The organism is Streptomyces sp. NPDC006372, assembly GCF_040612515.1.
Classification (GTDB): Bacteria; Actinomycetota; Actinomycetes; order Streptomycetales; family Streptomycetaceae; genus Streptomyces.
Genome location: NZ_JBEXQJ010000003.1, coordinates 433,015 through 457,650, shown reverse-complemented (window position 1 = coordinate 457,650; position 24,636 = coordinate 433,015). Strand labels below are relative to the sequence as shown.

Below are 24,636 nucleotides of genomic sequence, written 5' to 3'. Positions count from 1 at the left end.
TTCATGAGTCCCCCCGTCGCACCCCCGGGCTGGAGCCGCTGGCTCGTTCCGCCCGCCGCTCTCTCCGTACACCTCTCCATCGGCCAGGCCTACGCCTGGAGCGTGTTCAAACCGCCCCTGGAGTCCGCGCTCGGCCTCAGCGGCACGCAGAGCGCGCTGCCGTTCCAGCTGGGCATCGTCATGCTGGGCCTGTCGGCCGCGTTCGGCGGCACGCTCGTGGAGCGCAACGGCCCGCGCTGGGCGATGACCGTGGCCCTGGTCTGCTTCTCGTCCGGGTTCCTGCTCTCCGCGCTGGGCGCGGCCACGGAGCAGTACTGGCTGATCGTCCTCGGCTACGGCTTCGTCGGCGGCATCGGTCTCGGCATCGGCTACATCTCGCCCGTCTCCACCCTGATCAAGTGGTTCCCGGACCGGCCCGGCATGGCCACCGGCATCGCCATCATGGGTTTCGGCGGTGGCGCGCTCATCGCCTCGCCCTGGTCGGCGCAGATGCTGGAGTCGTTCGGCGGCGACAGCTCGGGGATCGCGCTGGCCTTCCTCGTGCACGGGCTGTCGTACGCGGTCTTCATGCTGCTGGGTGTGCTGCTGGTGCGGGTGCCCCGCACGGAGAAGCCGGTGGAGAGCGGGCCGAGTGTGCTCGCCGGCCCGCAGGTCTCCGCGAACCAGGCCATCCGCACCCCGCAGTTCTGGTTGCTGTGGATCGTCCTCTGCATGAACGTGACGGCGGGCATCGGCATCCTGGAGAAGGCCGCCCCGATGATCACGGACTTCTTCGCGGACACCTCCACCCCGGTGACGGTGACGGTGACGGCCGCCGCCGGCTTCGTCGCCCTGCTGTCGGCGGCGAACATGGCGGGCCGCATCGGCTGGTCGTCGACGTCCGACCTGATCGGCCGCAAGAACATCTACCGCGTCTATCTGGGCGTCGGCGCGCTGATGTACGCGCTCATCGCCCTGTTCGGCGACTCTTCCAAGCCGCTGTTCGTCCTGTGCGCCCTGGTGATCCTCTCCTTCTACGGCGGCGGCTTCGCCACCGTCCCGGCGTATCTGAAGGACCTCTTCGGCACCCACCAGGTCGGCGCCATCCACGGGCGGCTGCTCACCGCCTGGTCCACGGCGGGAGTGCTCGGGCCGCTCATCGTGAACTGGATCGCCGACCGGCAGGAGGAGGCCGGCCGGCACGGCGCGTCCCTGTACGGGATGTCGTTCATCATCATGATCGGCCTGCTGGTCGTCGGCTTCGTCGCCAACGAACTGGTCCGCCCCGTCCACCCCCGCCACCACGTCCCCCAGCCGAAGGAGGCCGGCCATGTCCAGCGACAGCAGTCAGAGTCCGCCTAGCCCGGACCGGCGGTGGCTGATCGCCCTCGCCTGGGTATGGGTGGGGGTGCCGCTCGTCTACGGGCTGTACGAGCTGGTCCGGAAGGCGACCCAGCTGTTCACCGGTTAGTCGTTCGACAGGTGCCCGGGCGTCCGAGGACCTGACCGAAGCTGACAACCCGGGCCCCGGTTTCCTGTCGCCTTGCCTGCCGTCGTACCCGTGAGTCACTGATCAGACTGGTGGGTCCCGCTACCCAAGGCAACGAGGGGGACCGCCCACATGAACGGCTCGCGCATCGCCGCCGTCGGCCACTACCAGCCCGCCAAGGTGCTCACCAACGAGGACCTGGCGGGCATGGTGGACACCAGTGACGAGTGGATCAGGAGCCGGGTGGGCATCCGCACCCGCCACCTCGCCGGGCCCGACGAGCCGGTCGACGAGCTGGCCGCCCACGCCGCCGCCAAGGCCCTGGCGGCCGCCGGTCTGGCCCCCGCCGACATCGACCTGGTGCTGGTGGCCACCTCCACCGCCGTCGACCGCTCGCCCAACACGGCCGCGCGCGTCGCCTCCCGGCTCGGCATCCCGCAGCCCGCCACGATGGACCTCAACGTCGTGTGCGCCGGCTTCACCCACGCCCTGGCCACCGCCGACCACGCCGTCCGCGCGGGCGGCGCGAGCCGCGCCCTGGTCATCGGGGCCGACAAGATGTCCGACGTGACCGACTGGAGCGACCGCTCCACCTGCGTGCTCGTCGGCGACGGGGCGGGCGCCGCGGTGGTCGAGGCCTCCCAGGAGGCCTGCATCGGACCGGTGCTGTGGGGCTCGGTGCCGGAGATGGGGCACGCGGTGCGGATCGAGGGCACCCCGCCGCGCTTCGCCCAGGAGGGCCAGAGCGTCTACCGCTGGGCGACGACGCAGCTGCCTCCCATCGCGCGCCGGGCGTGCGAACGGGCCGGTCTGGAGCCGGCGGACCTCGCCGGGGTCGTGCTGCACCAGGCCAATCTGCGCATCATCGAACCCCTCGCCGAGAAGATCGGCGCCGTGAACGCGGTCGTCGCACGCGATGTCACCGAGTCCGGCAACACCTCGGCCGCGAGCATCCCGCTGGCCTTCTCGAAGCTGGTGGAACAGGGCGCGGTCACCACCGGCGACCCGGTCCTGCTGTTCGGCTTCGGCGGGAACCTGTCGTACGCGGGGCAGATCGTCCGCTGCCCCTGAGGCTCCTGTGTGACGCGGCCAACTCCCCGAAACCCTGGCACTCGTGCGCCGTAGACTGTAGACGAAAGACAATCGATACTGACTCTACGGCGACACCGGCTTCCGCCGCGCTGTGCACGGCCCTGCCGAGGAGGGGGACCGCGATGCTGTCGACAGGCCTGCCCCAAGGGGCGGTACCCAAGCTGGAACGCCCTGGTCCGCTGCGCGACCGTGTCTACGAGGCACTGCTCGAACTCATCACCACCCGAGCCCTCCAGCCCGGCCAGCACCTCGTCGAGAGCGAACTCGCCGGACATCTGGGGGTCTCCCGGCAGCCGGTGCGCGAGGCGCTGCAGCGGCTCAACACCGAGGGCTGGGTCGATCTGCGGCCCGCCCAGGGCGCGTTCGTGCACGAGCCGACGGAGGAGGAGGCCGACCAGCTCCTCACGGTCCGTACGCTCCTGGAGGCCGAGGCGGCCCGGCTCGCGGCGGCGAACGCGGGCAGTGCCGGGATCACCGCCCTGGAGACGCTCTGCGCGCAGGGTGAGCAGGCCGTCGAGGCGGACGACGTGGACGCCGCCGTCGCGATGAACGCCCGCTTCCACGCGAAGATCATGGAGCTGGCCGGCAACGCCGTCCTCGCGGAACTCGCCGCCCAGGTCGACCGCCGGGTCCGCTGGTACTACACCCCGGTCGCCCGCCGACGCGGCCACCAGTCCTGGATCGAGCACCGCGAACTCATCGCCGCGATCGCCGACCGCGACGAACAGCGGGCCACCCAGCTGATGCGCGAGCACACGGAGCACACGCGCCGTTCGTACCACGCGCGTCCGCGCTCGTAACATCGCCGCGCCCAGCTGCGAGGCCGGGCACCCGTCACCGCTTCTTTGTCCTGTAAGTGGAAAAAGTAGAGGGCAATTTCTGCTCGACTTCTTCCCACCTCCGGCAGCCGCTGCTACGTTCCCTCCGAAAGCAAGCCACTGATGTGGCGGAAAACCGGCGCGCACAGGCCGATCGAGGCGGGGAGGGGCTCGTGAGACGTATGACCGCACGACCCGGAAACGCCCACCAGGCCCGACTGCTCAGGCTGTTGCGCGACGGCGGCCCCAACTCCCGTGCCCAGCTGGGCGACCAGGTCGACCTCTCGCGGTCCAAGCTCGCCGTGGAGGTGGACCGGCTGCTGGAGACGGGGCTGGTCGTGGCCGACGGACTCGCCGCCTCGCGCGGCGGCCGCCGATCCCACAACATCCGGCTCAACCCGGGGCTCCGCTTCCTCGGTGTCGACATCGGCGCGACCTCCATCGACGTCGCCGTCACCAACGCCGAACTGGAGACCCTCGGGCACATCAACCAGCCCATGGACGTACGCGAGGGCCCGGTCGCGGTCTTCGAGCAAGTGCTGGCCATGGCGGCGAAGCTGAGGGCATCGGGGCTCGCGGAGGGGTTCGACGGCGCCGGTATCGGCGTCCCGGGCCCGGTCCGCTTCCCCGAGGGCGTGCCGGTGGCTCCGCCGATCATGCCGGGCTGGGACGGCTTCCCCGTGCGGGAGGCGCTCAGCCAGGAACTCGGCTGCCCGGTCATGGTCGACAACGACGTGAACCTCATGGCGATGGGGGAGCAGCACGCGGGCGTCGCCCGTACCGTCGGCGACTTCCTCTGTGTCAAGATCGGCACCGGCATCGGCTGCGGCATCGTCGTCGGCGGTGAGGTCTACCGCGGTACGACGGGCAGCGCCGGCGACATCGGGCACATCCAGGCCGTGCCCGACGGCAGGCCCTGCGCCTGCGGCAACCGGGGCTGCCTGGAGGCCCACTTCAGCGGGGCGGCCCTGGCCCGCGACGCCATGGAGGCCGCCCAGCAGGGGCTTTCGGCGGAGCTGGCCGCACGGCTGGAGACGAACGGCGGCCTCACCGCCGTCGACGTCGCCACCGCGGCCGCCGCCGGCGACGCCACCGCGCTCGAGCTGATCCGCGAGGGCGGCGACCGCACCGGCCAGGTCATCGCCGGCCTGGTCAGCTTCTTCAACCCCGGCCTGGTGGTGATCGGCGGCGGGGTGACCGGCCTCGGCCACACCCTGCTCGCCGCGATCCGCACCCAGGTCTACCGCCAGTCGCTGCCCCTGGCGACCGGAAACCTGCCCATCGTGCTGGGCGAGCTGGGTCCCGCGGCCGGAGTCATCGGCGCGGCCCGGCTCATCAGCGACCACCTGTTCTCACCCGCGTAGTCCTCTTACGACAGCACGGCTCACCCAGCACAGCGCCCTGCTCTGCCCTGCCCTGAACACGCCTGCTCGACAAGCGCCCTGACACCGGCCCGCCCGCCAAGGGGAATCGCATGGCACCAGAACCACCGCTGCTCAGCATGTCCGGCATCACCAAGTCCTTCCCCGGAGTCCGCGCCCTCGACGGCGTCGACCTCGACGTCCAGGCCGGTGAGGTGCACTGCCTGCTCGGCCAGAACGGCGCCGGGAAGTCGACCCTCATCAAGGTCCTGGCCGGCGCCCACCAGCCCGACACCGGCCGCCTCCGCTGGCGCGGTGAGGACGTCACCCTCCGCTCGCCGATCGCCGCCATGCGCCTCGGCATCGCCACCATCTACCAGGAACTCGACCTGGTGGAGCACCTGTCGGTCGCCGAGAACGTCCACCTGGGGCATGAGCCCACGACCGCCGGGTTCGTCGTACGCGGGAAGGCCGCCAAGGAGTCGACGGCGCAGCTCCTCAAGCGACTAGGGCATCCGGAGGTCGACCCGGCGCGACTGGTCGGGGAGCTGTCCGCGGCGCAGCAGCAGATCGTGTCCATGGCGCGGGCGCTCTCCCACGACGTGCGCCTCATCGTGATGGACGAGCCCTCCGCCGCTCTCGACCCGGACGAGGTCGACAACCTGTTCCGCATCGTCGGCGACCTCACCGCCGCCGGGGTCGCCGTCGTCTACATCTCGCACCGTCTGGAGGAGATCCGCCGCATCGGCGACCGGGTGACCGTGCTGAAGGACGGACGGGCCGTCGCGAACGGACTCCCCGCGAAGACCACACCCACCCGCGAGGTCGTCGCACTGATGACGGGCCGCAACGTCGAGTACGTCTTCCCCGACCGGCCCGTCTCCCCGCCGCCCGGCGAACCGGTCCTGGAAGTCCGGGGACTGGCCCGCCAGGGGGAGTTCGAGCCGCTCGACCTCGACGTGCGGCCGGGCGAGATCGTCGGCCTCGCCGGACTCGTCGGCTCGGGCCGCTCCGAGATCCTGGAAACCGTCTACGGGGCCCGGAAACCGACGTCCGGACAGGTGCTGGTCGAGGGCAGGCCGCTGAGGCCGGGCAGTGTCCGGGCCGCCGTACGCGCCGGACTCGGGCTCGCCCCCGAGGAACGCAAGGCGCAGGCCCTGCTCATGCTGGAGTCCGTCACCCGCAACGTGTCGGTCTCCTCCATGTCGCGCTTCTCGCGCGGCGGCTGGGTCGACCGGCGTGCCGAACTCGGTGCCGCCCGGGCGGCCACCCGCGAGCTGTCGCTCCGGCCGGACAACCCGTCCGTGCCCGTGCGCACCCTGTCCGGCGGCAACCAGCAGAAGGCCGTCCTGGCCCGCTGGCTGCTGCGCGGCTGCAAGGTGCTGCTGCTCGACGAACCCACCCGCGGCGTCGACGTCGGAGCCCGTGCCGAGCTCTACGCCGTCATCCGGCGGCTGGCCGACGAGGGCCTCGCCGTGCTGCTGGTCTCCAGCGAGGTGCCCGAGGTGCTCGGCCTCGCCGACCGCGTCCTGGTGCTGTGCGAGGGCCGTGTCGTCCACACGGCGCCCGCCCGCGACCTCGACGAACACCGCGTACTCGACCTGGTCATGGAAGGAAGCCCGGCGTCATGACGCAGCCCGTCTCCCCGCCGCGGGGCGGTATCACCGACAAGGTGCCCCAGGCCCGGCCCCCCGCCTGGCGCGGCCTGCTGGCCCGCGCCGACGTCCGCACCCTCTCCCTGCTCGGCGTGCTCGCCGTGCTGGTCCTCATCGGCGGCATCACCAAGCCCGACGAGTTCCTCGACACCCGTAACCTGCAACTCGTCCTCACCCAGGCCTCCGTGATCGGTGTCGTCACCGTCGGCATGACCTTCGTCATCGTCTCCGGCGGCATCGACCTCTCGGTCGGCGCGATCGTGGCCCTCGCCTCCGTGTGGGCGACCACGGTCGCCACCCAGGAGTACGGCTTCGCCGGCATCCTCTTCACCGCGATGATCGTCGGAGTCGGCTGCGGACTGGTCAACGGGGTGCTCATCGCCTACGGCGCTCTGGTGCCGTTCATCGCGACCCTGGCCATGCTGGCCTCCGCCCGCGGCCTCGCCCTGCAGATCACCGACGGCAAGACGCAGATCGTCACCGTGCCGTCCGTCCTCGACCTGGGCGAGCGCGACGCCTACGTCCTCGGCATCCCGCCCCTTGTCCTGGTCTTCGCGGTCGTGACGGTCATCGGCTGGCTGGTGCTCAACCGCACCACCTTCGGGCGCCGCACGGTCGCCGTCGGCGGCAACCCGGAGGCCGCCCGGCTCGCCGGCATCGACGTCCGCCGCCAGCGTCTCTACCTCTACCTGCTGTCGGGCCTGTGCTGCGGCATCGCCGCCTTCCTGCTGATCGTCCTGTCCGGCTCCGGCCAGAACACCAACGGCAACCTCTACGAACTCGACGCCATCGCCGCCGCGATCATCGGCGGCACCCTGCTCACCGGAGGCCGGGGCACCATCACCGGCTCCGTCCTCGGCGTCCTGATCTTCACCACGATCACCAACATCTTCGCCCTGAACAACCTGCAGAGCGACGTCCAGCAGATCGCCAAGGGCGCGATCATCGTCGCCGCCGTGCTGGTCCAGCGCCGTACCGCGAGCACGACCTGAGGAAAGGTTCCCCCGCCATGACACAGATCACGAGCCGCAGAGGACTGCTCTTCGGGGCCGCCGCCGTCTCCGCCGGTGCCGTCCTCACGGGGTGCACGAGCAACGAGCCCTCCGAGTCCAAGGACGAACCGGCCGGCAACGACCAGCCGGCCGCCGACGACAAGCCCGGCAAGCGGGTCACCATCGGCTTCGCCGGACCGCAGGCCGACCACGGCTGGCTCAACGCCATCAACGACAACGCCAAGGAACGCGCCGAGAAGTACTCGGACGTCACCCTGGAGATCACCGAGGGCTCCAACGACACCGCCCAGCAGATCGGCCAGATCGAGACCCTCATCAACAAGAAGGTCGACGTCCTGGTGGTGCTGCCCGCCGACGGCAAGGCCCTCACCCAGGTCGGCCTGAAGGCGATGCGCGCCGGCATCCCGGTCGTCAACCTCGACCGGATCTTCAACACCCCACAGGCGTATCGCTGCTGGATCGGCGGCGACAACTACGGCATGGGCCTCAACGCCGGCCACTACATCGGCGAGAAGCTGAAGGGGAAGTCGGGCGCCCGCGTCATCGAACTGGCGGGCCTCGACAACCTGGAGCTGACCAAGCAGCGCACCAAGGGCTTCGACGACGCCCTGAAGAACTACCCCAACATCAAGAAGGTCGCCCGGCAGGCCGCCGAGTTCACCGTCGAGTCCGGACAGGCCAAGATGGCCCAGCTGCTCCAGGCCCAGTCGAAGTTCGACGCGCTGTGGAACCACGACGACGACCAGGGCGTGGGCGCGCTGCGCGCCATCGAACAGGCCGGCCGCGACGACTTCCTGATGGTCGGAGGAGCCGGCGCGCTCTCCGCCTTCCAGGCCATCAAGCAGGACGACGGCGTGCTCAAGGCGACCGTGCTGTACCCGCCGACCATGGCCGCCTCCGCGATCGACCTGGCCCGCGCCCTCGGCCAGGGCAAGGGCATCGGCGGCATGGCCGAGTTCGAGATCCCGTCGTCGATCACGCTCTACTCGGCCGTCGTCGACAAGACCAACGTCGACCAGTACATGTCCACCGGCTTCAAGTGATCCCACCCCGCACTCCCCACGTGCGCCACCCGACCAGGACGAGGAGGACACCCGTATGGGACAGCCGCAGGAGCAGTCAGAGGGGACCGAGGCAGGCAAGCCACCCCTGCGCGTGGGAATGGTCGGCTACGCCTTCATGGGCGCCGCCCACTCCCAGGGCTGGCGCACCGCGGGCCGTGTCTTCGACCTGCCGCTGAACCCCGTGCAGGCCGTGATCTGCGGCCGGGACGCCGACGCCGTACGGGCGGCGGCCGACCGGCACGGCTGGGCGTCCACCGAGACCGACTGGCGTGCCCTGGTCGAACGGGACGACGTCGACCTCGTCGACATCTGCACCCCCGGGGACAGCCACGCCGAGATCGCCCTCGCCGCCCTCGCGGCCGGCAAGCACGTCCTGTGCGAGAAACCCCTCGCCAACACCGTCGAGGAGGCCACGTCGATGACGCGGGCCGCCGAGGAGGCCCACCAGCGCGGGCAGGTGGCGATGGTCGGTTTCAACTACCGCCGGGTGCCGGCCACCGCCCTGGCCCGCCGGATGGTCGCCGAGGGCCGCCTGGGCAGGCTGCGGCACGTGCGCGTGACGTACCTCCAGGACTGGCTGGTCGACCCCGAGTTCCCGCTGACCTGGCGGCTGCGCAGGGAGCACGCCGGCTCGGGCTCGCTCGGCGACCTGGGCGCGCACATCGTCGACCTCGCGCAGTACCTGGTGGGGGAGCGGCTGGCCGGCGTCTCCGCGCTCACGGAGACCTTCGTACGGGAGAGGCCCCTGCCCACCGGGGCCACGAGCGGCCTGTCCACCGTCACGTCCGCCGGCACCGGCCAGGTCACCGTCGACGACGCCGCCCTGTTCACGGCCCGCTTCCCCTCCGGCGCCCTCGCCTCCTTCGAGGCCACCCGCTACGCCACGGGCCGCAAGAACGCCCTGCGCATCGAACTCAACGGGGAGCGCGGATCGCTCGCCTTCGACCTGGAGCGGCTCAACGAGCTGTCCTTCCACGACGGCACCGAGCCCGGCGCGGAGGCGGGCTTCCGCCGGATCCTCGTCACCGAACCCGACCACCCCTACCTGGACGCCTGGTGGCCGCCGGGCCACGGTCTCGGCTACGAGCACACCTTCGTCCACCAGGCGCGCGACCTCGTCCACGCCATCGCCGAGGGCCGCCGTCCCGAACCCTCCTTCGCCGACGGGCTGCAGGTTCAGCGCGTGCTCGCGGCGGTCGAGGAGAGCGCCGAGAAGAACTCCGTCTACACACCGATCGCGGTCTGAGGAGGGCCTGTTCCGATGCCCCGCACCTTCACGCTCTTCACCGGCCAGTGGGCGGACCTGCCTTTGGAAGAGGTCTGCCGCCTGGCCCGCGACTTCGGCTACGACGGCCTGGAACTCGCCTGCTGGGGAGACCACTTCGAGGTCGACAAAGCACTCGCCGACCCGTCCTACCTGGACGGCCGCCGGGCCCTGCTCGACAAGTACGGCCTCAAGTGCTGGGCCGTCTCCAACCACCTCGTCGGCCAGGCCGTCTGCGACGCCATCATCGACGAACGGCACCAGGCGATCCTGCCGGGGCAGGTGTGGGGCGACGGAGACCCGGAAGGCGTCCGGCAGCGGGCCGCGGAACGCATGAAGGACACCGCCCGCGCCGCCGCCGCCTTCGGCGTCGACACCGTCATCGGCTTCACCGGCTCCGCCATCTGGCACCTGGTCGCCATGTTCCCGCCGGCGCCCGACACGATGATCGAACGCGGCTACCAGGACTTCGCCGACCGCTGGAACCCGATCCTGGACGTCTTCGACGCCGAGGGCGTGCGGTTCGCGCACGAGGTCCACCCCAGCGAGATCGCCTACGACTACTGGACGACCCAGAAGGCCCTGGAAGCCGTCGGCCGGCGCCCCGCCTTCGGCCTCAACTTCGACCCGAGCCACTTCGTGTGGCAGGACCTCGACCCGGTCGGATTCCTGTGGGACTTCCGCGACCGCATCTACCACGTCGACTGCAAGGAGGCCCGCAAGCGCCTCGACGGACGCAACGGCCGGCTCGGCTCCCACCTGCCCTGGGGCGACCCCAGGCGCGGCTGGGACTTCGTCTCCGCCGGCCACGGCGACGTCCCCTGGGAGGACGTCTTCCGGATGCTGCGCTCCATCGACTACCAGGGCCCGGTCTCCGTCGAGTGGGAGGACGCCGGAATGGACCGGCTCCAAGGGGCGCCCGAGGCGCTGACCCGCCTCAAGGCCTTCGACTACGAACCGCCCAGCGCGTCCTTCGACGCCGCGTTCAACAGCTGAACCACGGGCCCGGCCAAGGACGCGGCACTCATCTTGATGCGTTCAGGACACACACCTCCGGGGTGACGGCGCACCCCGGCGCCCGCACCGCACGTCTACGCACCCACCCCGCACGTCTACGCACCCACCCCGTACGGCCACCCCGTTCCCGGAGGGACTTCGTGCACAGAACCGGACTCAGAAGCACCCACACCCGCAGACGTCCCGGGCTTCGCGCCACCGTCGCCCTGTTCACCGGCCTGCTCCTGGCCGTGGGCACCCCGGCCACGGTCGCCGGCGCCCACCCCGGCCACCCGGAACACGACGAACCGACCGCCGCCGAGGGCCAGTTCCAGCAGGTGCCGCTCGCCAAGGGCGAACCCGAGACGGGCGAGCCCATGTCGCTCGCCGTGCTCCCGGACCGCAGCGTCCTGCACACCTCGCGCGACGGCACGCTGCGCCTCACCGACCAGGGCGGCGTCACCAGGATCGCCGGCAAGATCCCCGTCTACAGCCACGACGAGGAAGGCCTCCAGGGTGTCGGCATCGACCCGGACTTCAAGAACAACCGGGCGATCTACCTCTACTACGCTCCGCCGCTGGACACCCCCGCGGGCGACGCCCCGGAGACCGGCACCGCCGAGGACTTCAAGAAGTTCGACGGCGTCAACCGCCTCTCCCGCTTCACGCTGAACGCCAACGGCACACTGAACACGGCCAGCGAGAAGAAGGTCATCGACGTCGCGGCCTCCCGCGGCACCTGCTGCCATGTCGGCGGCGACATCGACTTCGACGCGGACGGCAACCTCTATCTGTCGACCGGTGACGACACCAACCCCTTCTCCTCCGACGGCTACACGCCGATCGACGACCGAGACGGCCGCAACCCCGCCTTCGACGCCCGCCGCAGCGCCGGCAACACCAACGACCTGCGCGGCAAGATCTTGCGCATCAAGGTCGCCGAGGACGGCTCGTACACCGTCCCGGAGGGCAACCTCTTCGCCCCCGGAACCGAGAAGACCCGCCCCGAGATCTACGCGATGGGCTTCCGCAACCCGTTCCGGATGAGCGTCGACGACAAGACCGGCACCGTCTACGTCGGCGACTACGGCCCCGACGCGGGCGCCGCCGACCCGAAGCGCGGCCCGGCGGGACAGGTCGAGTTCGCCAAGGTGACCAAGGCCGCCAACTTCGGCTGGCCGTTCTGCACCGGCGACAACGACGCCTACGTCGACTACGACTTCGCCACCAAGGAGTCCGGCGAGAAGTTCGACTGCGACGCGCCGAAGAACACCTCGCCGCACAACACGGGCCTGGTCGACCTGCCGCCCGCGCAGGCCGCCTGGATCCCGTACGACGACGGGTCCGTGCCCGAGTTCGGCACCGGCTCCGAGTCCCCGATGGCCGGCCCGGTCTACCGCTACGACCCCGCGCTCGACTCCAGCGTGAAGTTCCCCGAGGCGTACGACGGCGACTTCTTCGCCGGTGAGTTCGGCCGCCGCTGGATCAAGCGGATCGAGCAGAACACGGACGGCTCCGTCGCGAAGATCAACGACTTCCCGTGGACCGGCACCCAGATCATGGACATGGAGTTCGGTCCGGACGGCGCGCTCTACGTCCTCGACTACGGCCTCTCCTGGTTCCAGGGCGACAAGGACTCCGCGCTGTACCGGATCGAGAACGCCGAGGACGGCTTCTCCCCGATCGCCGAGGTGAGCGCCGACAAGACGTCCGGCGCGGCCGGCGTGAAGGTGAAGTTCACCGCCTCCGCCAAGGACGCCGACTCCCCGGACCTCACCTACAGCTGGGACTTCGGCGACGGCACCAAGGGCGAGGGCCTGAACCCCACCCACCAGTACAAGAAGGTCGGCACCTACAGCGCCACCTTCACCGCGAAGGACCCCGAGGGCAACACCGGAAACGCCAGTGTCCGGATCGTGGTCGGCAACACCGAGCCCAAGGTGCGGATCGACGTCCCGGGCAACGGCACCCTGGCCGAGTTCGGCAAGCCCGTCCCGTTCAAGGTGACCGTCACCGACCCCGAGGAGACGGTCGACTGCTCCAAGGTCAAGGTCGTCTACAGCCTCGGCCACGACTCCCACGCCCACGAGCTGAGCAGCGAGACGGGCTGCGAGGGCACCCTGACGCCGCCCCCCGGTGACGGTGGCCACGACCCCAACGCCAACATCTACGGCGTCGTCGGGGCGAGCTACACCGACGGCGGGGCCAACGGCCAGGAGACGCTGACCGGCACCGCCCGCACCGTGCTCCAGCCGCTGCACCGCCAGGGCGAGCACTTCACGACTCAGTCGGGCGTCTCCGTCATCGACAAGACCGGCGCCAACGGCGGCAAGACCGTCGGCGACATCAACGACGGCGACTGGATCTCCTTCAGCCCCTACCGGTTCGACGGGCAGAAGAAGATGACCGTGCGGGCCTCCTCCGGCGGCGCGGGCGGCTTCGTCGAACTGCGCACCGGCTCGCCCGACGGGCCGCTGCACGGCTCGGCCTACATCCCGCCGACCGGCGGCTGGGAGACCTTCCAGAACGTCGACGTGCCCCTGCGGTCGCTGCCGAAGAAGACCACCGACATCTACCTGGTCTTCAAGGGCGGCGAGGGCGCGCTGTTCGACGTGGACGACTTCGAGTTCTCCAAGGAGCCGTTCAAGGGCGGCAAGAAGGTCCTGGTCTTCTCGAAGACCGCCGGGTTCCGCCACGACTCCATCCCGGCCGGCATCACCGCTCTGAAGGAGCTCGGCGGCCCGGCCGGCATCACGGTCGACGCGACCGAGGAAGCCAGGCAGTTCACCACGACCAACCTCGCCAAGTACGACGCGGTGGCCTTCCTGTCCACCACTGGTGATGTGCTGAACGCCGAGCAGCAGAAGGCGTTCGAGAACTACGTGGCCGGCGGTGGCGGGTACATGGGCATCCACGCCGCCGCCGACACCGAGTACGACTGGGCGTTCTACGGCGGTCTCGTCGGCGCCTACTTCGACTCGCACCCGGCCATCCAGAAGGCCACCGTCCGCGTCGAGGACCACGACCACCCGTCGACCGCGCACCTCGGCGACGCCTGGGAGCGCACCGACGAGTGGTACAACTACCGCACCAACCCGCGTGCGCAGGCCAAGGTCCTCGCCACTCTGGACGAGACCACCTACCAGGGCGGGAACATGAAGGGCGACCACCCGATCGCCTGGTGCCAGAGTTACGGCGGCGGCCGGTCCTTCTACACCGGCGGCGGTCACACCAAGGAGTCCTACGCCGACGAGGCCTTCCGCGCCCACCTGCTCGGCGGCCTCCAGTACGCCACCGGCCAGGTGAAGGCCGACTGCAAGCCGCGCAAGGACTACCGGAAGATCTTCAACGGCCAGACCCTCGACGGCTGGAAGCAGGCCGGCCCCGGCAAGTTCAACGTCAAGGACGGCACGCTGGAGACCGAAGGCGGCATGGGTCTGCTCTGGTACCAGGCCAAGGAGCTGAAGTCGTACTCGCTCAAGCTCGACTGGAAGATGCAGGGCGACGACAACTCCGGGATCTTCGTGGGTTTCCCGGCCTCGGACGACCCCTGGTCCGCGGTGAACAAGGGCTACGAGATCCAGATCGACGCCACGGACGCGCCCGACCGCACCACGGGCTCCGTCTACTCGTTCAAGTCGGCGAACATCAAGGCCCGTGACCAGGTCCTGCGGCCGCCCGGGCAGTGGAACTCCTACGAGATCAAGGTCCAGGGCGAACGCCTCCAGGTGTTCCTCAACGGAGTCAAGATCAACGACTTCACCAACAAGGACCCCGAGCGGAGCCTGACCGACGGCTACATCGGCCTGCAGAACCACGGCGCCGACGACCAGGTCTCCTTCCGCAACATCCAGTTGAAGGAACTGCCCGTCAAGGGCGACTGAACGGCGGCGGGCGGGGGACGCCGGACCCCCGCCCGCCGTCTCCGCTTCTCCCCCCGGTGTTCGCGCACGACAGGAGGCTGCCCATGTCCGCGTCCCTCTCCCGACCGCGTGTGGGGGTGTGGCTGATCGGAGCCCGAGGCTCCGTCGCCACCACCGTCGTCACGGGGTGCGCTGCCGTCACCGCGGGTCTGCACCCGCCCACCGGGATGGTGACCGAGACCCCGGCGTTCACCGACAGCGGTCTGCCCGCGCTGTCCGACCTCGTCTTCGGCGGCCACGACACCCTCGACTGCCCCCTGCCCAAACGCGCCGAGGTCCTGACCGCCGGTGGCGTCCTCCCGCCGGGCGTCGCCACCGCCGTCGCGGCCGAACTCGCCGCCGCCGACCGGGAGATCAGGCCCGGCGGCCCCACGCCGGGGGACACCAGGAGCGAAGCCGAACTGATCACGGCTTTCGCCGACGACATACGCGACTTCATGCGCCACCACGATCTGGAGCGGGCCGTGGTGGTGAACGTCGCCTCCACCGAACCCGCGTCCCGAGGACCCCACGCCCCGCTGCCGGCCAGCACCCTGTACGCACTGGCCGCCCTGCGCGCCGGCTGCCCCTACGTCAACTTCACCCCCTCCGAGGGCATGCACCACCCGGCCACCGCCCGGGAGGCCGAGCGGAGCGGCCTGCCCCACGCCGGCCGGGACGGCAAGACCGGGCAGACCCTGCTGCGAGCCGTGCTGGGCCCGATGTTCGCGCAACGCGCCCTCACCGTCCGCGCCTGGTCCGGGACCAACCTGCTCGGCGGCGGCGACGGCGCGGCCCTCGCCGACCCGGCCGCCGCCGCGGCCAAGAACGCCGGCAAGGAACGCGTCCTCGCCGACACCCTCGGCACCGTCCCCGAGGGCGAGGTGCACATCGACGACGTCCCGGCCCTCGGCGACTGGAAGACCGCCTGGGACCACATCGCCTTCGACGGCTTCCTCGGCACCCGCATGATCCTCCAGACCATCTGGCAGGGCTGCGACTCCGCCCTGGCGGCTCCGCTCGTCCTCGACCTCGCCCGCCTGACGGCACAGGCCCACGCGGCGGGACTGTCCGGCCCGCTCGACGCACTCGGCTTCTACTTCAAGGATCCGGTGGGGGAGGGGCCGTCGGGGCTGGGCGAGCAGTACGAGGCGCTGGTCCGGTTCGCGCGGAGCCTCGGCGAGGAGAAGGAGGGCCGCCGGTGACGCGGCGCCAGAGCCGGCCGGGACGCCCGGGCAACACGGGAGACGCCGCCGCCGAGACACGCTCGGAGCCCCACGGCCGCTCAGGACGCGGCCGCGCCTGGGCCGAACTCCTGCGTCTGCCCGCCCTGTTCAGCGTGCCGGGCGACGCCCTGGCCGGCACGGCCGCCGCCGGCGCACCGCCCAGCACCCGCACCCTGCTCGCCATCGGCTCCTCCCTCTGCCTGTACGAGGCCGGCATGGCCCTCAACGACTGGGCGGACCGCGAGGTGGACGCCGTCGAACGCCCGCACCGCCCCCTGCCCTCCGGCCGCATCCGGCCGTCCGCCGCGCTCACCGCCGCATGCGTCCTCACCGCGGGCGGACTGGCCTTGGCGGCCCGTGCCGGCCGCCCGGCCCTGGCCGTCGCCACACCCCTGGCGGCGACCGTCTGGGCGTACGACCTCACCCTGAAGCACACCCCCGCGGGCCCTGTGGCGATGGCCGCGGCCCGCGGACTCGACCTGCTCCTGGGAGCCGCCGCCACCACCGGCCGGACCCGGAACGCACTGCCCTCCGCGGCCCTCCTCGGGACCCACACCCTGGCCGTCACCACCGTCTCCCGCCAGGAAGCCCAGGGCGGCTCACCCATGGCGCCCTTGGCGGCGCTCACGACGACGGCCCTGCTGACCCGCGCGGTGACGCGGCGTCCTTCAGACCACCGAGGCGCCGCCACCCATGACCTCCCCGGGTCCCGAGCGACTCTGTCCCCCGAGCCCGCGCCCGGCCGGAACCCCGCGGCACATGTCACCACCGTCCTCGCCGCCGCCTACGCCGCGACCACCGCCCGGCCCTACGTCCACGCCGCCCTCAACCCCTCGCCTCCTCTCACCCAACGGGCCGTCGGCGCCGGCATCCGCGCCACGATCCCCCTCCAGGCCACCCTGTCCGCCCGCTCCAAGGGACCGGCCACGGCCCTCCTCATCGCGGCCCTGGCCCCGCTGGGAGCGCGGTTCGCGAGAAAGGTGAGTGTGACGTGACCCCGGTTACCTCTCCTCTCGACGCCCCTCGGCGTCTCCGCTTCGGCTACGGCACCAACGGCCTCGCCGACCTCCGGCTCGACGACGCGCTCTGCATGCTCGCCGACCTCGGCTACGACGGCGCCGGGCTGACCCTCGACCACATGCACCTCGACCCGCTCGCACCCGGCCTCGCCGCCCGCACCCGCAAGGTCGCGCACCGGCTGGACGAGCTCGGTCTCGGCGTCACCGTGGAGACCGGCGCCCGCTATGTGCTCGACCCGCGCCGCAAACACGGCCCGTCCCTGCTGGACCCGGACCCCGGTGACCGGGCCCGCCGCGTCGACCTGCTCCTGAGAGCCGTCCGGGTCGCGGCCGACCTCGGTGCGCACGCGGTGCACTGCTTCAGCGGCGTCCTCCCGAACGGCACCGACCCGGACACCGCGTGGAAGCGCCTCGCCGAGAGCCTCACGCCCGTCCTGGAGGCCGCCGCCTCCGCCGGCACACCGCTCGCCGTCGAACCGGAACCGGGCCACCTCCTCGCCACCCTGGCCGACTTCCACCACCTCCGACGTGTCCTCGGCGACCCCGAACCCCTCGGTCTCACCCTCGACCTCGGCCACTGCCAATGTCTCGAACCCCTCTCTCCCGCCGACTGCGTGCGGGAAGCCGCCCCCTGGCTGCGGCACGTCCAGATCGAGGACATGCGGCGCGGCGTCCACGAGCACCTCCCCTTCGGGGACGGCGAGATCGACTTCCCGCCGGTCCTGGCGGCCCTCGCCACCTCGGGCTACCAGGGTCTGACCGTCGTCGAACTGCCCCGCCACTCCCACGCCGGCCCCCACTACGCCGAGCACTCCCTCCCGTTCCTCCAGCACGCCGAGCGGGCCGCGGCCACCCTGACGCCGGCCCCCGCTCCGGCCCTCCAGCAGGCCGCGCCACCCCACGGCGCTCCCTCCGCCACCCCTGAAGGGAGCAGCACCAGATGACCCACCCCCGCGCCACACCCCCGGCGAGAACCGAGAGCACCACCCACACCGGCCGATCCGGCCCCGACACCGCCCGCACCCCCTCCCTCAGCGATCTCCGCGACCACCTCAGCACCCAGCTCGACCCGGCCGCCCGCGCCTGGCTGGAGCACGCCCTGGACGAAGCCACCGCCCACCCCGGCCTCCACGGGCCCATCTCCGTGTGGGAACTGCGTCTCGCCGAGGCCGGCCGCCGCTGCGGTGCCACGCACGCCGACACCGCACGCGTCCTCATCCTCGACGCGGCCCGTGCCGACACCGACGCCCTCACCCGGGTGTACTTCCAGGGCACCGCCGACGAGCGCCGCGCCGTCCTGCACGCCCTGCCCCACCTCGTGTCCGGCCCCGACGCCCTCCCGCTCGTCGAGGACGCCCTGCGCACCAACGACACCCGGCTCCTCAGCGCCGCCGTCGGCCCGTACGCGGCCCGGCACCTGGCCGCCCACGACTGGCGTCACGCCGTGCTGAAGTGCCTGTTCACCGGCGTGCCCGTCGACCACGTGGCGAACCTGGACGAGCGCTCCCGCGGCGACGGCGAGCTCGCCCGCATGCTCGCCGACTACGCCACCGAACGCACCGCCGCCGGCCGCCCCGTCCCCGAGGACCTGCACCGCGTCCTGGACCTGACCGAGTCCGCGCCCCCGGCCCCCGGCACGGACCACCCCCACGGCAAGGAGTCCTGATGCGCATCTTCGACCCCCACATCCACATGTCGTCCCGGACCACCGACGACTACGAGGCCATGCACGCAGCCGGCGTCCGCGCCGTCGTCGAACCCGCCTTCTGGCTCGGCCAGCCCCGTACCTCCCCGGCCTCCTTCCGTGACTACTTCGACTCCCTCCTCGGCTGGGAGCCCTTCCGCGCCGCCCAGTACGGCATCGCCCACCACTGCACCATCGCCCTCAACCCCAAGGAGGCGAACGATCCGCGCTGTGCGCCCGTCCTCGACGAACTGCCCCGGTATCTCGTCAAGGACCACGTCGTGGCCGTCGGCGAGATCGGCTACGACTCCATGACCCCCGCCGAGGACACCGCCCTCGCCGCCCAGCTGCAGCTCGCCGCCGACCACGGCCTGCCCGCCCTCGTGCACACCCCGCACCGCGACAAGCTGGCCGGCCTGCGCCGCACCCTCGACGTCGTCCGGGAGTCCGCGCTCCCCATGGAACGCGTCCTGGTCGACCACCTCAACGAGACCACCGTCAAGGAGGCCAAGGACAGCGGCTGCTGGCTGGGCTTCTCCGTCTATCCGGACACCAAGATGGACGAGGAACGAATGGTGGCGATCCTGCGCGCGTACGGGCCCGAGCAGGTCCTGGTCAACTCCGCCGCGGACTGGGGAAAGAGCGACCCGCTCAAGACCCGCAAGGTCGCCGACCTGATGCTGGCCGAGGGCTTCGGCGAGGACGATGTCGACCGGGTGCTGTGGCGCAACCCCGTCGCCTTCTACGGGCTCAGCGGCCGGCTGAACCTCGACGTCGCCGGCACGGAAGCCACCCATGAGGGCAACTCCATCCTGCGCGGCGCCCCGAAGGACCCGCACGAGCCGGACCCCGGCCCCGAGGCGCCCGTCCGAGTCCCCGACACGGAGGCGTGAACCATGCGCTTCCGGCACCCCGACGGCTCCACCGTCCACCTCGCCTACTGCACCAACGTCCACCCCGCCGAAACCCTCGACGGTGTCCTCGCCCAGCTCCGGGACCACTGCGAACCCGTGCGCCGCCGCCTGGGCCGCGACCGGCTCGGCATCGGTCTGTGGCTCGCCAAGGACGCCGCCCACACCCTGCACACCGACCCGTCCGCACTGCGCGGCCTGCGGGGCGAGCTCGACCGGCGCGGCCTCGAGGTCGTCACCCTCAACGGATTCCCCTACGAGGGCTTCGGTGCCGAGGAGGTCAAGTACCGCGTCTACAAGCCGGACTGGGCCGACCCCGAGCGCCTCGGCCACACCACCGCCCTGGCCCGGGTCCTCGCCGGACTCCTTCCCGACGACGTCACCGACGGCACCATCTCCACCCTGCCCCTGGCCTGGCGCACCGCGTACGACGAGGAGCGCGCGGAGACCGCCCGCACCGCCCTGCGCACCCTCGCCGAACGCCTCGACGCCATCGAAGAGCTGACCGGCCGCTCCATCCGCGTCGGGCTGGAACCGGAACCGGGCTGCGTCGTCGAGACCACCCACGACGCCATCGCCCCGGTCACCGCGGTCGCCCACGACCGCATCGGCATCTGTGTCGACACCTGCCACCTCGCCACCTCTTTCGAGGACCCGCACACCGCCCTGGACGCCCTCACCGAGGCCCGCGTCCCCGTCGTCAAATCCCAGCTCTCCGCCGCGCTGCACGCCGAACACCCCCATCTCCCCGAAGTCCGTGAGGCCCTCGCCGCTTTCGCCGAACCCCGCTTCCTGCACCAGACCCGCACCTCCACCGCCGCCGGCCTGCGCGCCACCGACGACCTCGACGAGGCCGTCGCGGGCCACGCCCTGCCGGACGGGGCACCCTGGCGGGCGCACTTCCATGTCCCCCTGCACGCCGCCCCCGCCGCACCTCTCACCTCCACACTCCCGGTCCTGAAATCCGCACTGACCCGGCTCGTCGGCGGCCCGGCCCCGCTCACCCGCCACCTCGAGGTCGAGACCTACACGTGGCAGGCCCTCCCGCCCGAGCTGCGCCCCAAGAGCCGCGCCCAGCTCGCCGAGGGCATCGCCGCCGAACTCGCCCTCGCCCGCGACTTGTTGACGGACCTCGGCCTGAAGGAGCTGCCATGAGCACCCCGGAGCACCCGGCCCCCGACACCCCAGGCCGCCGCCCCACACCGCTCCTCGTCCTCGACGTCGTCGGCCTCACCCCCCGTCTCCTCGACCACATGCCCCACCTCAAGGCGCTCGGCCGGTCCGGCTCCCGCGCCCCGCTGGGCACCGTCCTGCCCGCCGTCACCTGCGCCGCCCAGTCCACGTTCCTCACCGGCACCATGCCCTCGGAGCACGGCATCGTCGGCAACGGCTGGTACTTCCGCGAACTCGGCGACGTCCTGCTGTGGCGCCAGCACAACGGACTCGTGGCCGGCGACAAACTCTGGGACGCCGCCCGCCGCGCCCACCCCGGCTACACGGTCGCCAATATCTGCTGGTGGTACGCCATGGGCGCCGACACCGACATCACCGTCACCCCCCGTCCGGTCTACTACGCCGACGGCCGCAAGGAGCCCGACTGCTACACCAGGCCGGCCGCACTCCACGACGAACTCACCGAGAAACTCGGCACGTTCCCCCTGTTCCACTTCTGGGGCCCCGGAGCGGACCTGGTCTCCAGCCGGTGGATCATCGACGCGACCCGCCACATCATCCACACCCGGCACCCTGACCTGACGCTCTGCTACCTCCCTCACCTCGACTACGACCTGCAGCGCTTCGGCCCCGACGACCCGCGCTCCCTGAAGGCGGCCGCCGACCTGGACGCCGCCCTGGCCCCGCTCCTGGACGACGCCCGCGCCGAGGGCCGCACGGTCGTCGCGCTGTCCGAGTACGGCATCACCCGGGTGAGCCGGCCCGTCGACATCAACCGCGCCCTGCGTCGCGCCGGCCTGCTGGAGGTGCACACGCAGGACGGCATGGAGTACCTCGACCCGATGGCGTCCCGTGCCTTCGCGGTCGCCGACCACCAGATCGCCCACGTCTACGTGCGCCGCCCCGAGGACCTGGACGCCACCCGGGCCGCACTCGACGGCCTGCCGGGCATCGGACAACTCCTCGACGACGAGGGCAAGAAGGCCCACCACCTCGACCATCCGCGCGCGGGCGAACTCGTCGCCGTGGCGGAACCGGACGCCTGGTTCACGTACTACTACTGGCTCGACGACGCCCACGCGCCCGACTTCGCACAGCTCGTCGAGATCCACCGCAAACCCGGCTACGACCCGGTCGAGCTCTTCATGGATCCCCTCGACCCCTACGTCAAGGTCAAGGCGGCCACCGCACTGGCGCGCAAGAAGCTCGGCATGCGCTACCGCATGGCGGTCGTGCCCCTGGATCCCTCACCTATTCGCGGCAGCCACGGCCGCCTTCCGGAGAGCGACGACGACGGTCCGCTCCTCATCTGCTCCACCCCCCGTGCCGTCGGTGACCGCGTCGCGGCCACCGATGTGAAGTCACTGCTGCTCCGACTCGCCGGACTCGCCTGAGGCCGCAGCCCTCAGTTCCGACCGGTCACAAGTGAAGCACTCACCACTGACAACGCCCCGCGATCACGAGGAGTTCCCCGCATGAGCCGCTTCTCCCAGCCCGACCCCGAGCTCACCCAGCGCCTCAGCAGACGCGGCATGCTCGGCGTGGCCGCCGGAGCCACCGCCGCCGCCCTGCTGGGCGCCGCCGCCCCCGCGACCGCCGCCGGCACCGCGTCGGAGGCCACCGGCACCGCCTCCGGCGCCAAGGGCCGCGGCCGCCCCGTCCTGCCGCCCGGCCGCCTCGGCATCCAGCTCTACAGCCTCCGCGACAAGGTCTCCACCCTCGGCTTCGGCCCCGTCTTCGCGGAACTGGAGAAGTACGGCTACGACGAGGTCGAGTTCGCCGGCTACACCCAGGGCTCGGCCGGCCCCATCACCCTCGCCCAGCTCAGGCGGCTGGCACGGAACCACGGCCTGAACCCGATCGGCAGCCACGTCGGCTACTACTCCGACGACCCGAACGCCTACACCTTCGCCCAGAACCTCACCAAGGTCCTCGACGACGCCCAGGCCCTCGGCCTCAAGCACATCGGCACGGCCTCCGGCCCGTTCCGCTACGGCTCGACCGTCGACGCCTGGAAGCGCGCCGCCGACGACTTCAACACCTACGGCGCGGCGGCGAAGGCCCGGGGCATGAAGTTCTACCAGCACAACCACTCCGAGGAGTTCTCCTTCGCCACCGACAACCCCAAGGTCCGCCTCTACGACGTCCTGCTCAAGGAGACCGACCCGGACCTGGTCTTCCTGGAGATGGACATCTACTGGGCGTACGTCGGCCAGTTCCGCTTCTCCAAGCGGCCCGACGGCACGCCCGCCCCCTTCGAACCCCTGAACTACGTCCTCAGGCAGCCCGACCGCTACCCGCTGTTCCACGTGAAGGACGGGGTGAGCGACCCGTCGAACCCGTACGGCTACCGCATGACCGACGTCGGTGACGGCGACATCGACTACCAGCGGTTCATCTCCGCCGTGACCCGGCTGCGCGGCCACCGCCTGGCCCACCACTGGCAGGCCGAGCACGACAACCCGGCCGAGTCCCTCACGTTCGCGCGCCGCTCCAGCGCGCACCTGCACTCCCTGCGGGAGAAGTGCTGACCGCTGTACGGACATGAGGAGGCCCCTCCCCGAAAGGGGGAGGGGCCTCCTCACGGTGCCGCGGCCGTCAGCCCGAGGTCAGCGCCCGAGCTGGTGCGCGACCCGGCTGGCGCAGCAGCAGGGCCACCAGAGCGGCGAGCATCGACACGCCCCCGGCCAGCGCGTACGCGCCGTTGTAGCCCCAGGCCGCGACCACCATCGAGCCCAGGCCGCCGCCGAACAGGCCGCTGATCAGCTTGCCGCTGTAGACCAGCCCGTAGTTGGTGGCGTTGTAGTTCTCCCCGAAGTAATCCGGGGTGAGCGCCGCGAACAGCGGGTAGAACGCGCCGCCGCCGAAGCCGGACAGGAACGCGAAGAACAGGAACAGCCACTCGCTCTTCAGGTCGCCCGCCCAGATCACGCCGAACTGGGCGAGACCCAGTACGACGATGACGAACACCAGGGTGGACTTGCGGCCCCACCGGTCGGACAACCAGCCCACCACACCGCGGCCGATGCCGTTGACCACCGCCATCACGCCCATCGACGACGCCGCCACCAGCGGGCCGAAGCCCACGTCCTTGGCGAAGTCGACCTGGAACGAGATGCCGAAGATCGACACGCCGGCGGTCATCACCACCGAGAGCCACATCAGCGGCAGCATGCCCGTGCGGATGGCTTCCTTCGGGGTGTACTGCCGTACCGCGGGCGGGTTCTTGGCCAGGCTCGCCGCGTTCTTGCGGTCCCCGGAGAAGGACAGTGGGTCGATCTCCGCGGGCCACCAGTTCTTCGGCGGGTCCTTGAAGAAGAACGCGCAGACCACGACCACGATCATGACGTAGGCGCCGATGAGGTCCAGGACGCGGTGGTAGTTCGCTGTGTCGAAGCCGTAGTTGAAGATGAAGATGAACGGCAGCGACCCGTACGCGAACCCTCCGTTGACGAACCCCGTGCGGGCGCCGCGCCGCTCCGGGAACCACTTGCCGACCATGTTGATGCAGGTGGCGTAGACGAGCCCGGCGCCGACCCCGCCGACCACGCCGAAGCCGAGGATCGCCAGCAGCACGTTGTTCAGGTGCGAGAGGGCCAGGAACCCCAGCAGGCACAGGCCCGACCCGAGGTACATGGCCGAACGGGCCGACAGATGGCCCTTCTCCCGCAGCCAGCCCGCCGGGAAGGCGATGCCGGCCTGGAAGAACACCCAGACACTGAGGATCCAGAAGGTGTTGCTCTGCGTCCAGCCGTGCGCGTGGGACAGGGTGTCCTCCGCGGAGCCGTACGCGTACTCGAAGACGCTGATGGCCATCATGGCGATCCACGGCAGATACACCATGATCTTGCGGGAGTGGCCGAGGATGTCCCGGTCGGTCTCGCCGACGCGGTAGACACGGCCGTGGGAGTCGGTCACCTCGCGGTAGGGACGGTGTGCGGCGTCGGAGGGTAAGGGGGCGGTGCGTGCTTCGTACGGATCTGCCGTCAT

The 24,636-nt window shown here is 71.2% G+C and carries 20 protein-coding genes; 19 read left to right on the top strand and 1 reads right to left on the bottom strand.

Translation table 11 applies throughout. The features are described 5' to 3' along the window. Positions 1–3 precede the first annotated feature (3 nt). The 19 genes from ABZ016_RS09140 to ABZ016_RS09050 all read left to right on the top strand — a co-directional run bounded on the left by ABZ016_RS09140 (position 4) and on the right by ABZ016_RS09050 (position 23,177). A complete protein-coding gene (locus ABZ016_RS09140) occupies positions 4–1,341 on the top strand; it encodes an OFA family MFS transporter (RefSeq protein WP_356915885.1) in 1,338 nt (445 codons plus the stop codon). Further along, on the top strand, positions 1,310–1,450 hold the full coding sequence (locus ABZ016_RS09135) for a hypothetical protein (protein ID WP_199808545.1): 141 nt from the start codon (positions 1,310–1,312) through the stop codon (positions 1,448–1,450). Before ABZ016_RS09140 ends, ABZ016_RS09135 begins: the two co-directional genes overlap by 32 nt. A 150-nt stretch (positions 1,451–1,600) precedes the next feature. After that, positions 1,601–2,539, top strand: coding sequence for a beta-ketoacyl-ACP synthase III (locus tag ABZ016_RS09130; RefSeq protein ID WP_356915884.1), 939 nt, complete (start codon positions 1,601–1,603; stop codon positions 2,537–2,539). 143 nt (positions 2,540–2,682) lie between these two features. Next, positions 2,683–3,360, top strand: coding sequence for a GntR family transcriptional regulator (locus ABZ016_RS09125; RefSeq protein ID WP_356915883.1), 678 nt, complete (start codon positions 2,683–2,685; stop codon positions 3,358–3,360). Positions 3,361–3,560: 200 nt separating this feature from the next. Further along, on the top strand, positions 3,561–4,742 hold the full coding sequence (locus ABZ016_RS09120) for an ROK family transcriptional regulator (protein ID WP_356915882.1): 1,182 nt from the start codon (positions 3,561–3,563) through the stop codon (positions 4,740–4,742). A 110-nt stretch (positions 4,743–4,852) separates the two neighbouring features. Further along, positions 4,853–6,370 (top strand): sugar ABC transporter ATP-binding protein, encoded by a 1,518-nt coding sequence (locus ABZ016_RS09115; RefSeq protein WP_356915881.1) that lies wholly within the window; start codon positions 4,853–4,855, stop codon positions 6,368–6,370. Further along, entirely contained in the window at positions 6,367–7,386 is a 1,020-nt protein-coding gene (locus tag ABZ016_RS09110; RefSeq protein ID WP_356915880.1) for an ABC transporter permease, read from the top strand. Before ABZ016_RS09115 ends, ABZ016_RS09110 begins: the two co-directional genes overlap by 4 nt. 17 nt (positions 7,387–7,403) lie before the next feature. Next, positions 7,404–8,450 (top strand): substrate-binding domain-containing protein, encoded by a 1,047-nt coding sequence (locus ABZ016_RS09105; protein WP_356915879.1) that lies wholly within the window; start codon positions 7,404–7,406, stop codon positions 8,448–8,450. A gap of 55 nt (positions 8,451–8,505) precedes the next feature. After that, on the top strand, positions 8,506–9,717 hold the full coding sequence (locus ABZ016_RS09100; protein WP_356915878.1) for a Gfo/Idh/MocA family oxidoreductase: 1,212 nt from the start codon (positions 8,506–8,508) through the stop codon (positions 9,715–9,717). Positions 9,718–9,732: 15 nt separating this feature from the next. Next, complete coding sequence (locus tag ABZ016_RS09095; protein WP_356915877.1) at positions 9,733–10,731, top strand: sugar phosphate isomerase/epimerase family protein; 999 nt, start codon at positions 9,733–9,735, stop codon at positions 10,729–10,731. Positions 10,732–10,892: 161 nt separating this feature from the next. After that, positions 10,893–14,615 carry a ThuA domain-containing protein gene (locus ABZ016_RS09090; RefSeq protein ID WP_356915876.1) on the top strand — a complete coding sequence of 1,241 codons (3,723 nt, stop codon included), beginning with the start codon at positions 10,893–10,895 and terminating at the stop codon, positions 14,613–14,615. A gap of 83 nt (positions 14,616–14,698) precedes the next feature. Further along, positions 14,699–15,838, top strand: coding sequence for an inositol-3-phosphate synthase (locus ABZ016_RS09085; protein WP_356915875.1), 1,140 nt, complete (start codon positions 14,699–14,701; stop codon positions 15,836–15,838). 110 nt (positions 15,839–15,948) lie between these two features. Then, a complete protein-coding gene (locus tag ABZ016_RS09080) occupies positions 15,949–16,854 on the top strand; it encodes an SCO3242 family prenyltransferase (RefSeq protein WP_356915952.1) in 906 nt (301 codons plus the stop codon). Positions 16,855–16,949: 95 nt separating this feature from the next. After that, entirely contained in the window at positions 16,950–17,822 is an 873-nt protein-coding gene (locus ABZ016_RS09075; protein WP_356915951.1) for a sugar phosphate isomerase/epimerase family protein, read from the top strand. Beyond that, positions 17,819–18,544, top strand: a complete 726-nt coding sequence (locus tag ABZ016_RS09070) for an EboA domain-containing protein (RefSeq protein WP_356915874.1) — start codon at positions 17,819–17,821, stop codon at positions 18,542–18,544. Before ABZ016_RS09075 ends, ABZ016_RS09070 begins: the two co-directional genes overlap by 4 nt. After that, entirely contained in the window at positions 18,544–19,455 is a 912-nt protein-coding gene (locus tag ABZ016_RS09065; protein ID WP_356915873.1) for a TatD family hydrolase, read from the top strand. Before ABZ016_RS09070 ends, ABZ016_RS09065 begins: the two co-directional genes overlap by 1 nt. Before the next feature lie 3 nt (positions 19,456–19,458). Beyond that, a complete protein-coding gene (eboE, locus tag ABZ016_RS09060; RefSeq protein ID WP_356915872.1) occupies positions 19,459–20,628 on the top strand; it encodes a metabolite traffic protein EboE in 1,170 nt (389 codons plus the stop codon). Further along, a complete protein-coding gene (locus tag ABZ016_RS09055; protein WP_356915871.1) occupies positions 20,625–22,040 on the top strand; it encodes a nucleotide pyrophosphatase/phosphodiesterase family protein in 1,416 nt (471 codons plus the stop codon). The genes eboE and ABZ016_RS09055 overlap by 4 nt, the downstream gene beginning before the upstream one ends. Positions 22,041–22,121: 81 nt before the next feature. Then, positions 22,122–23,177, top strand: a complete 1,056-nt coding sequence (locus ABZ016_RS09050) for a sugar phosphate isomerase/epimerase (RefSeq protein WP_356915870.1) — start codon at positions 22,122–22,124, stop codon at positions 23,175–23,177. 67 nt (positions 23,178–23,244) lie between these two features. Here the strand turns inward: ABZ016_RS09050 and ABZ016_RS09045 are convergent, their stop codons facing one another. Then, positions 23,245–24,636 (bottom strand): OFA family MFS transporter, encoded by a 1,392-nt coding sequence (locus ABZ016_RS09045; protein WP_356915869.1) that lies wholly within the window; start codon positions 24,634–24,636, stop codon positions 23,245–23,247.

What these genes read in the sequence shown, in the direction of transcription:
- ABZ016_RS09140 (WP_356915885.1), top strand. Translation starts at nt 4, where the DNA reads ATGAGTCCCCCCGTCGCACCCCCGGGCTGGAGCCGCTGGCTCGTTCCG.
- ABZ016_RS09135 (WP_199808545.1), top strand. Translation starts at nt 1,310, where the DNA reads ATGTCCAGCGACAGCAGTCAGAGTCCGCCTAGCCCGGACCGGCGGTGG.
- ABZ016_RS09130 (WP_356915884.1), top strand. Translation starts at nt 1,601, where the DNA reads ATGAACGGCTCGCGCATCGCCGCCGTCGGCCACTACCAGCCCGCCAAG.
- ABZ016_RS09125 (WP_356915883.1), top strand. Translation starts at nt 2,683, where the DNA reads ATGCTGTCGACAGGCCTGCCCCAAGGGGCGGTACCCAAGCTGGAACGC.
- ABZ016_RS09120 (WP_356915882.1), top strand. Translation starts at nt 3,561, where the DNA reads ATGACCGCACGACCCGGAAACGCCCACCAGGCCCGACTGCTCAGGCTG.
- ABZ016_RS09115 (WP_356915881.1), top strand. Translation starts at nt 4,853, where the DNA reads ATGGCACCAGAACCACCGCTGCTCAGCATGTCCGGCATCACCAAGTCC.
- ABZ016_RS09110 (WP_356915880.1), top strand. Translation starts at nt 6,367, where the DNA reads ATGACGCAGCCCGTCTCCCCGCCGCGGGGCGGTATCACCGACAAGGTG.
- ABZ016_RS09105 (WP_356915879.1), top strand. Translation starts at nt 7,404, where the DNA reads ATGACACAGATCACGAGCCGCAGAGGACTGCTCTTCGGGGCCGCCGCC.
- ABZ016_RS09100 (WP_356915878.1), top strand. Translation starts at nt 8,506, where the DNA reads ATGGGACAGCCGCAGGAGCAGTCAGAGGGGACCGAGGCAGGCAAGCCA.
- ABZ016_RS09095 (WP_356915877.1), top strand. Translation starts at nt 9,733, where the DNA reads ATGCCCCGCACCTTCACGCTCTTCACCGGCCAGTGGGCGGACCTGCCT.
- ABZ016_RS09085 (WP_356915875.1), top strand. Translation starts at nt 14,699, where the DNA reads ATGTCCGCGTCCCTCTCCCGACCGCGTGTGGGGGTGTGGCTGATCGGA.
- ABZ016_RS09075 (WP_356915951.1), top strand. Translation starts at nt 16,950, where the DNA reads ATGCTCGCCGACCTCGGCTACGACGGCGCCGGGCTGACCCTCGACCAC.
- ABZ016_RS09070 (WP_356915874.1), top strand. Translation starts at nt 17,819, where the DNA reads ATGACCCACCCCCGCGCCACACCCCCGGCGAGAACCGAGAGCACCACC.
- ABZ016_RS09065 (WP_356915873.1), top strand. Translation starts at nt 18,544, where the DNA reads ATGCGCATCTTCGACCCCCACATCCACATGTCGTCCCGGACCACCGAC.
- eboE (WP_356915872.1), top strand. Translation starts at nt 19,459, where the DNA reads ATGCGCTTCCGGCACCCCGACGGCTCCACCGTCCACCTCGCCTACTGC.
- ABZ016_RS09055 (WP_356915871.1), top strand. Translation starts at nt 20,625, where the DNA reads ATGAGCACCCCGGAGCACCCGGCCCCCGACACCCCAGGCCGCCGCCCC.
- ABZ016_RS09050 (WP_356915870.1), top strand. Translation starts at nt 22,122, where the DNA reads ATGAGCCGCTTCTCCCAGCCCGACCCCGAGCTCACCCAGCGCCTCAGC.
- ABZ016_RS09045 (WP_356915869.1), bottom strand. Translation starts at nt 24,636, where the DNA reads ATGACGGCAGATCCGTACGAAGCACGCACCGCCCCCTTACCCTCCGAC.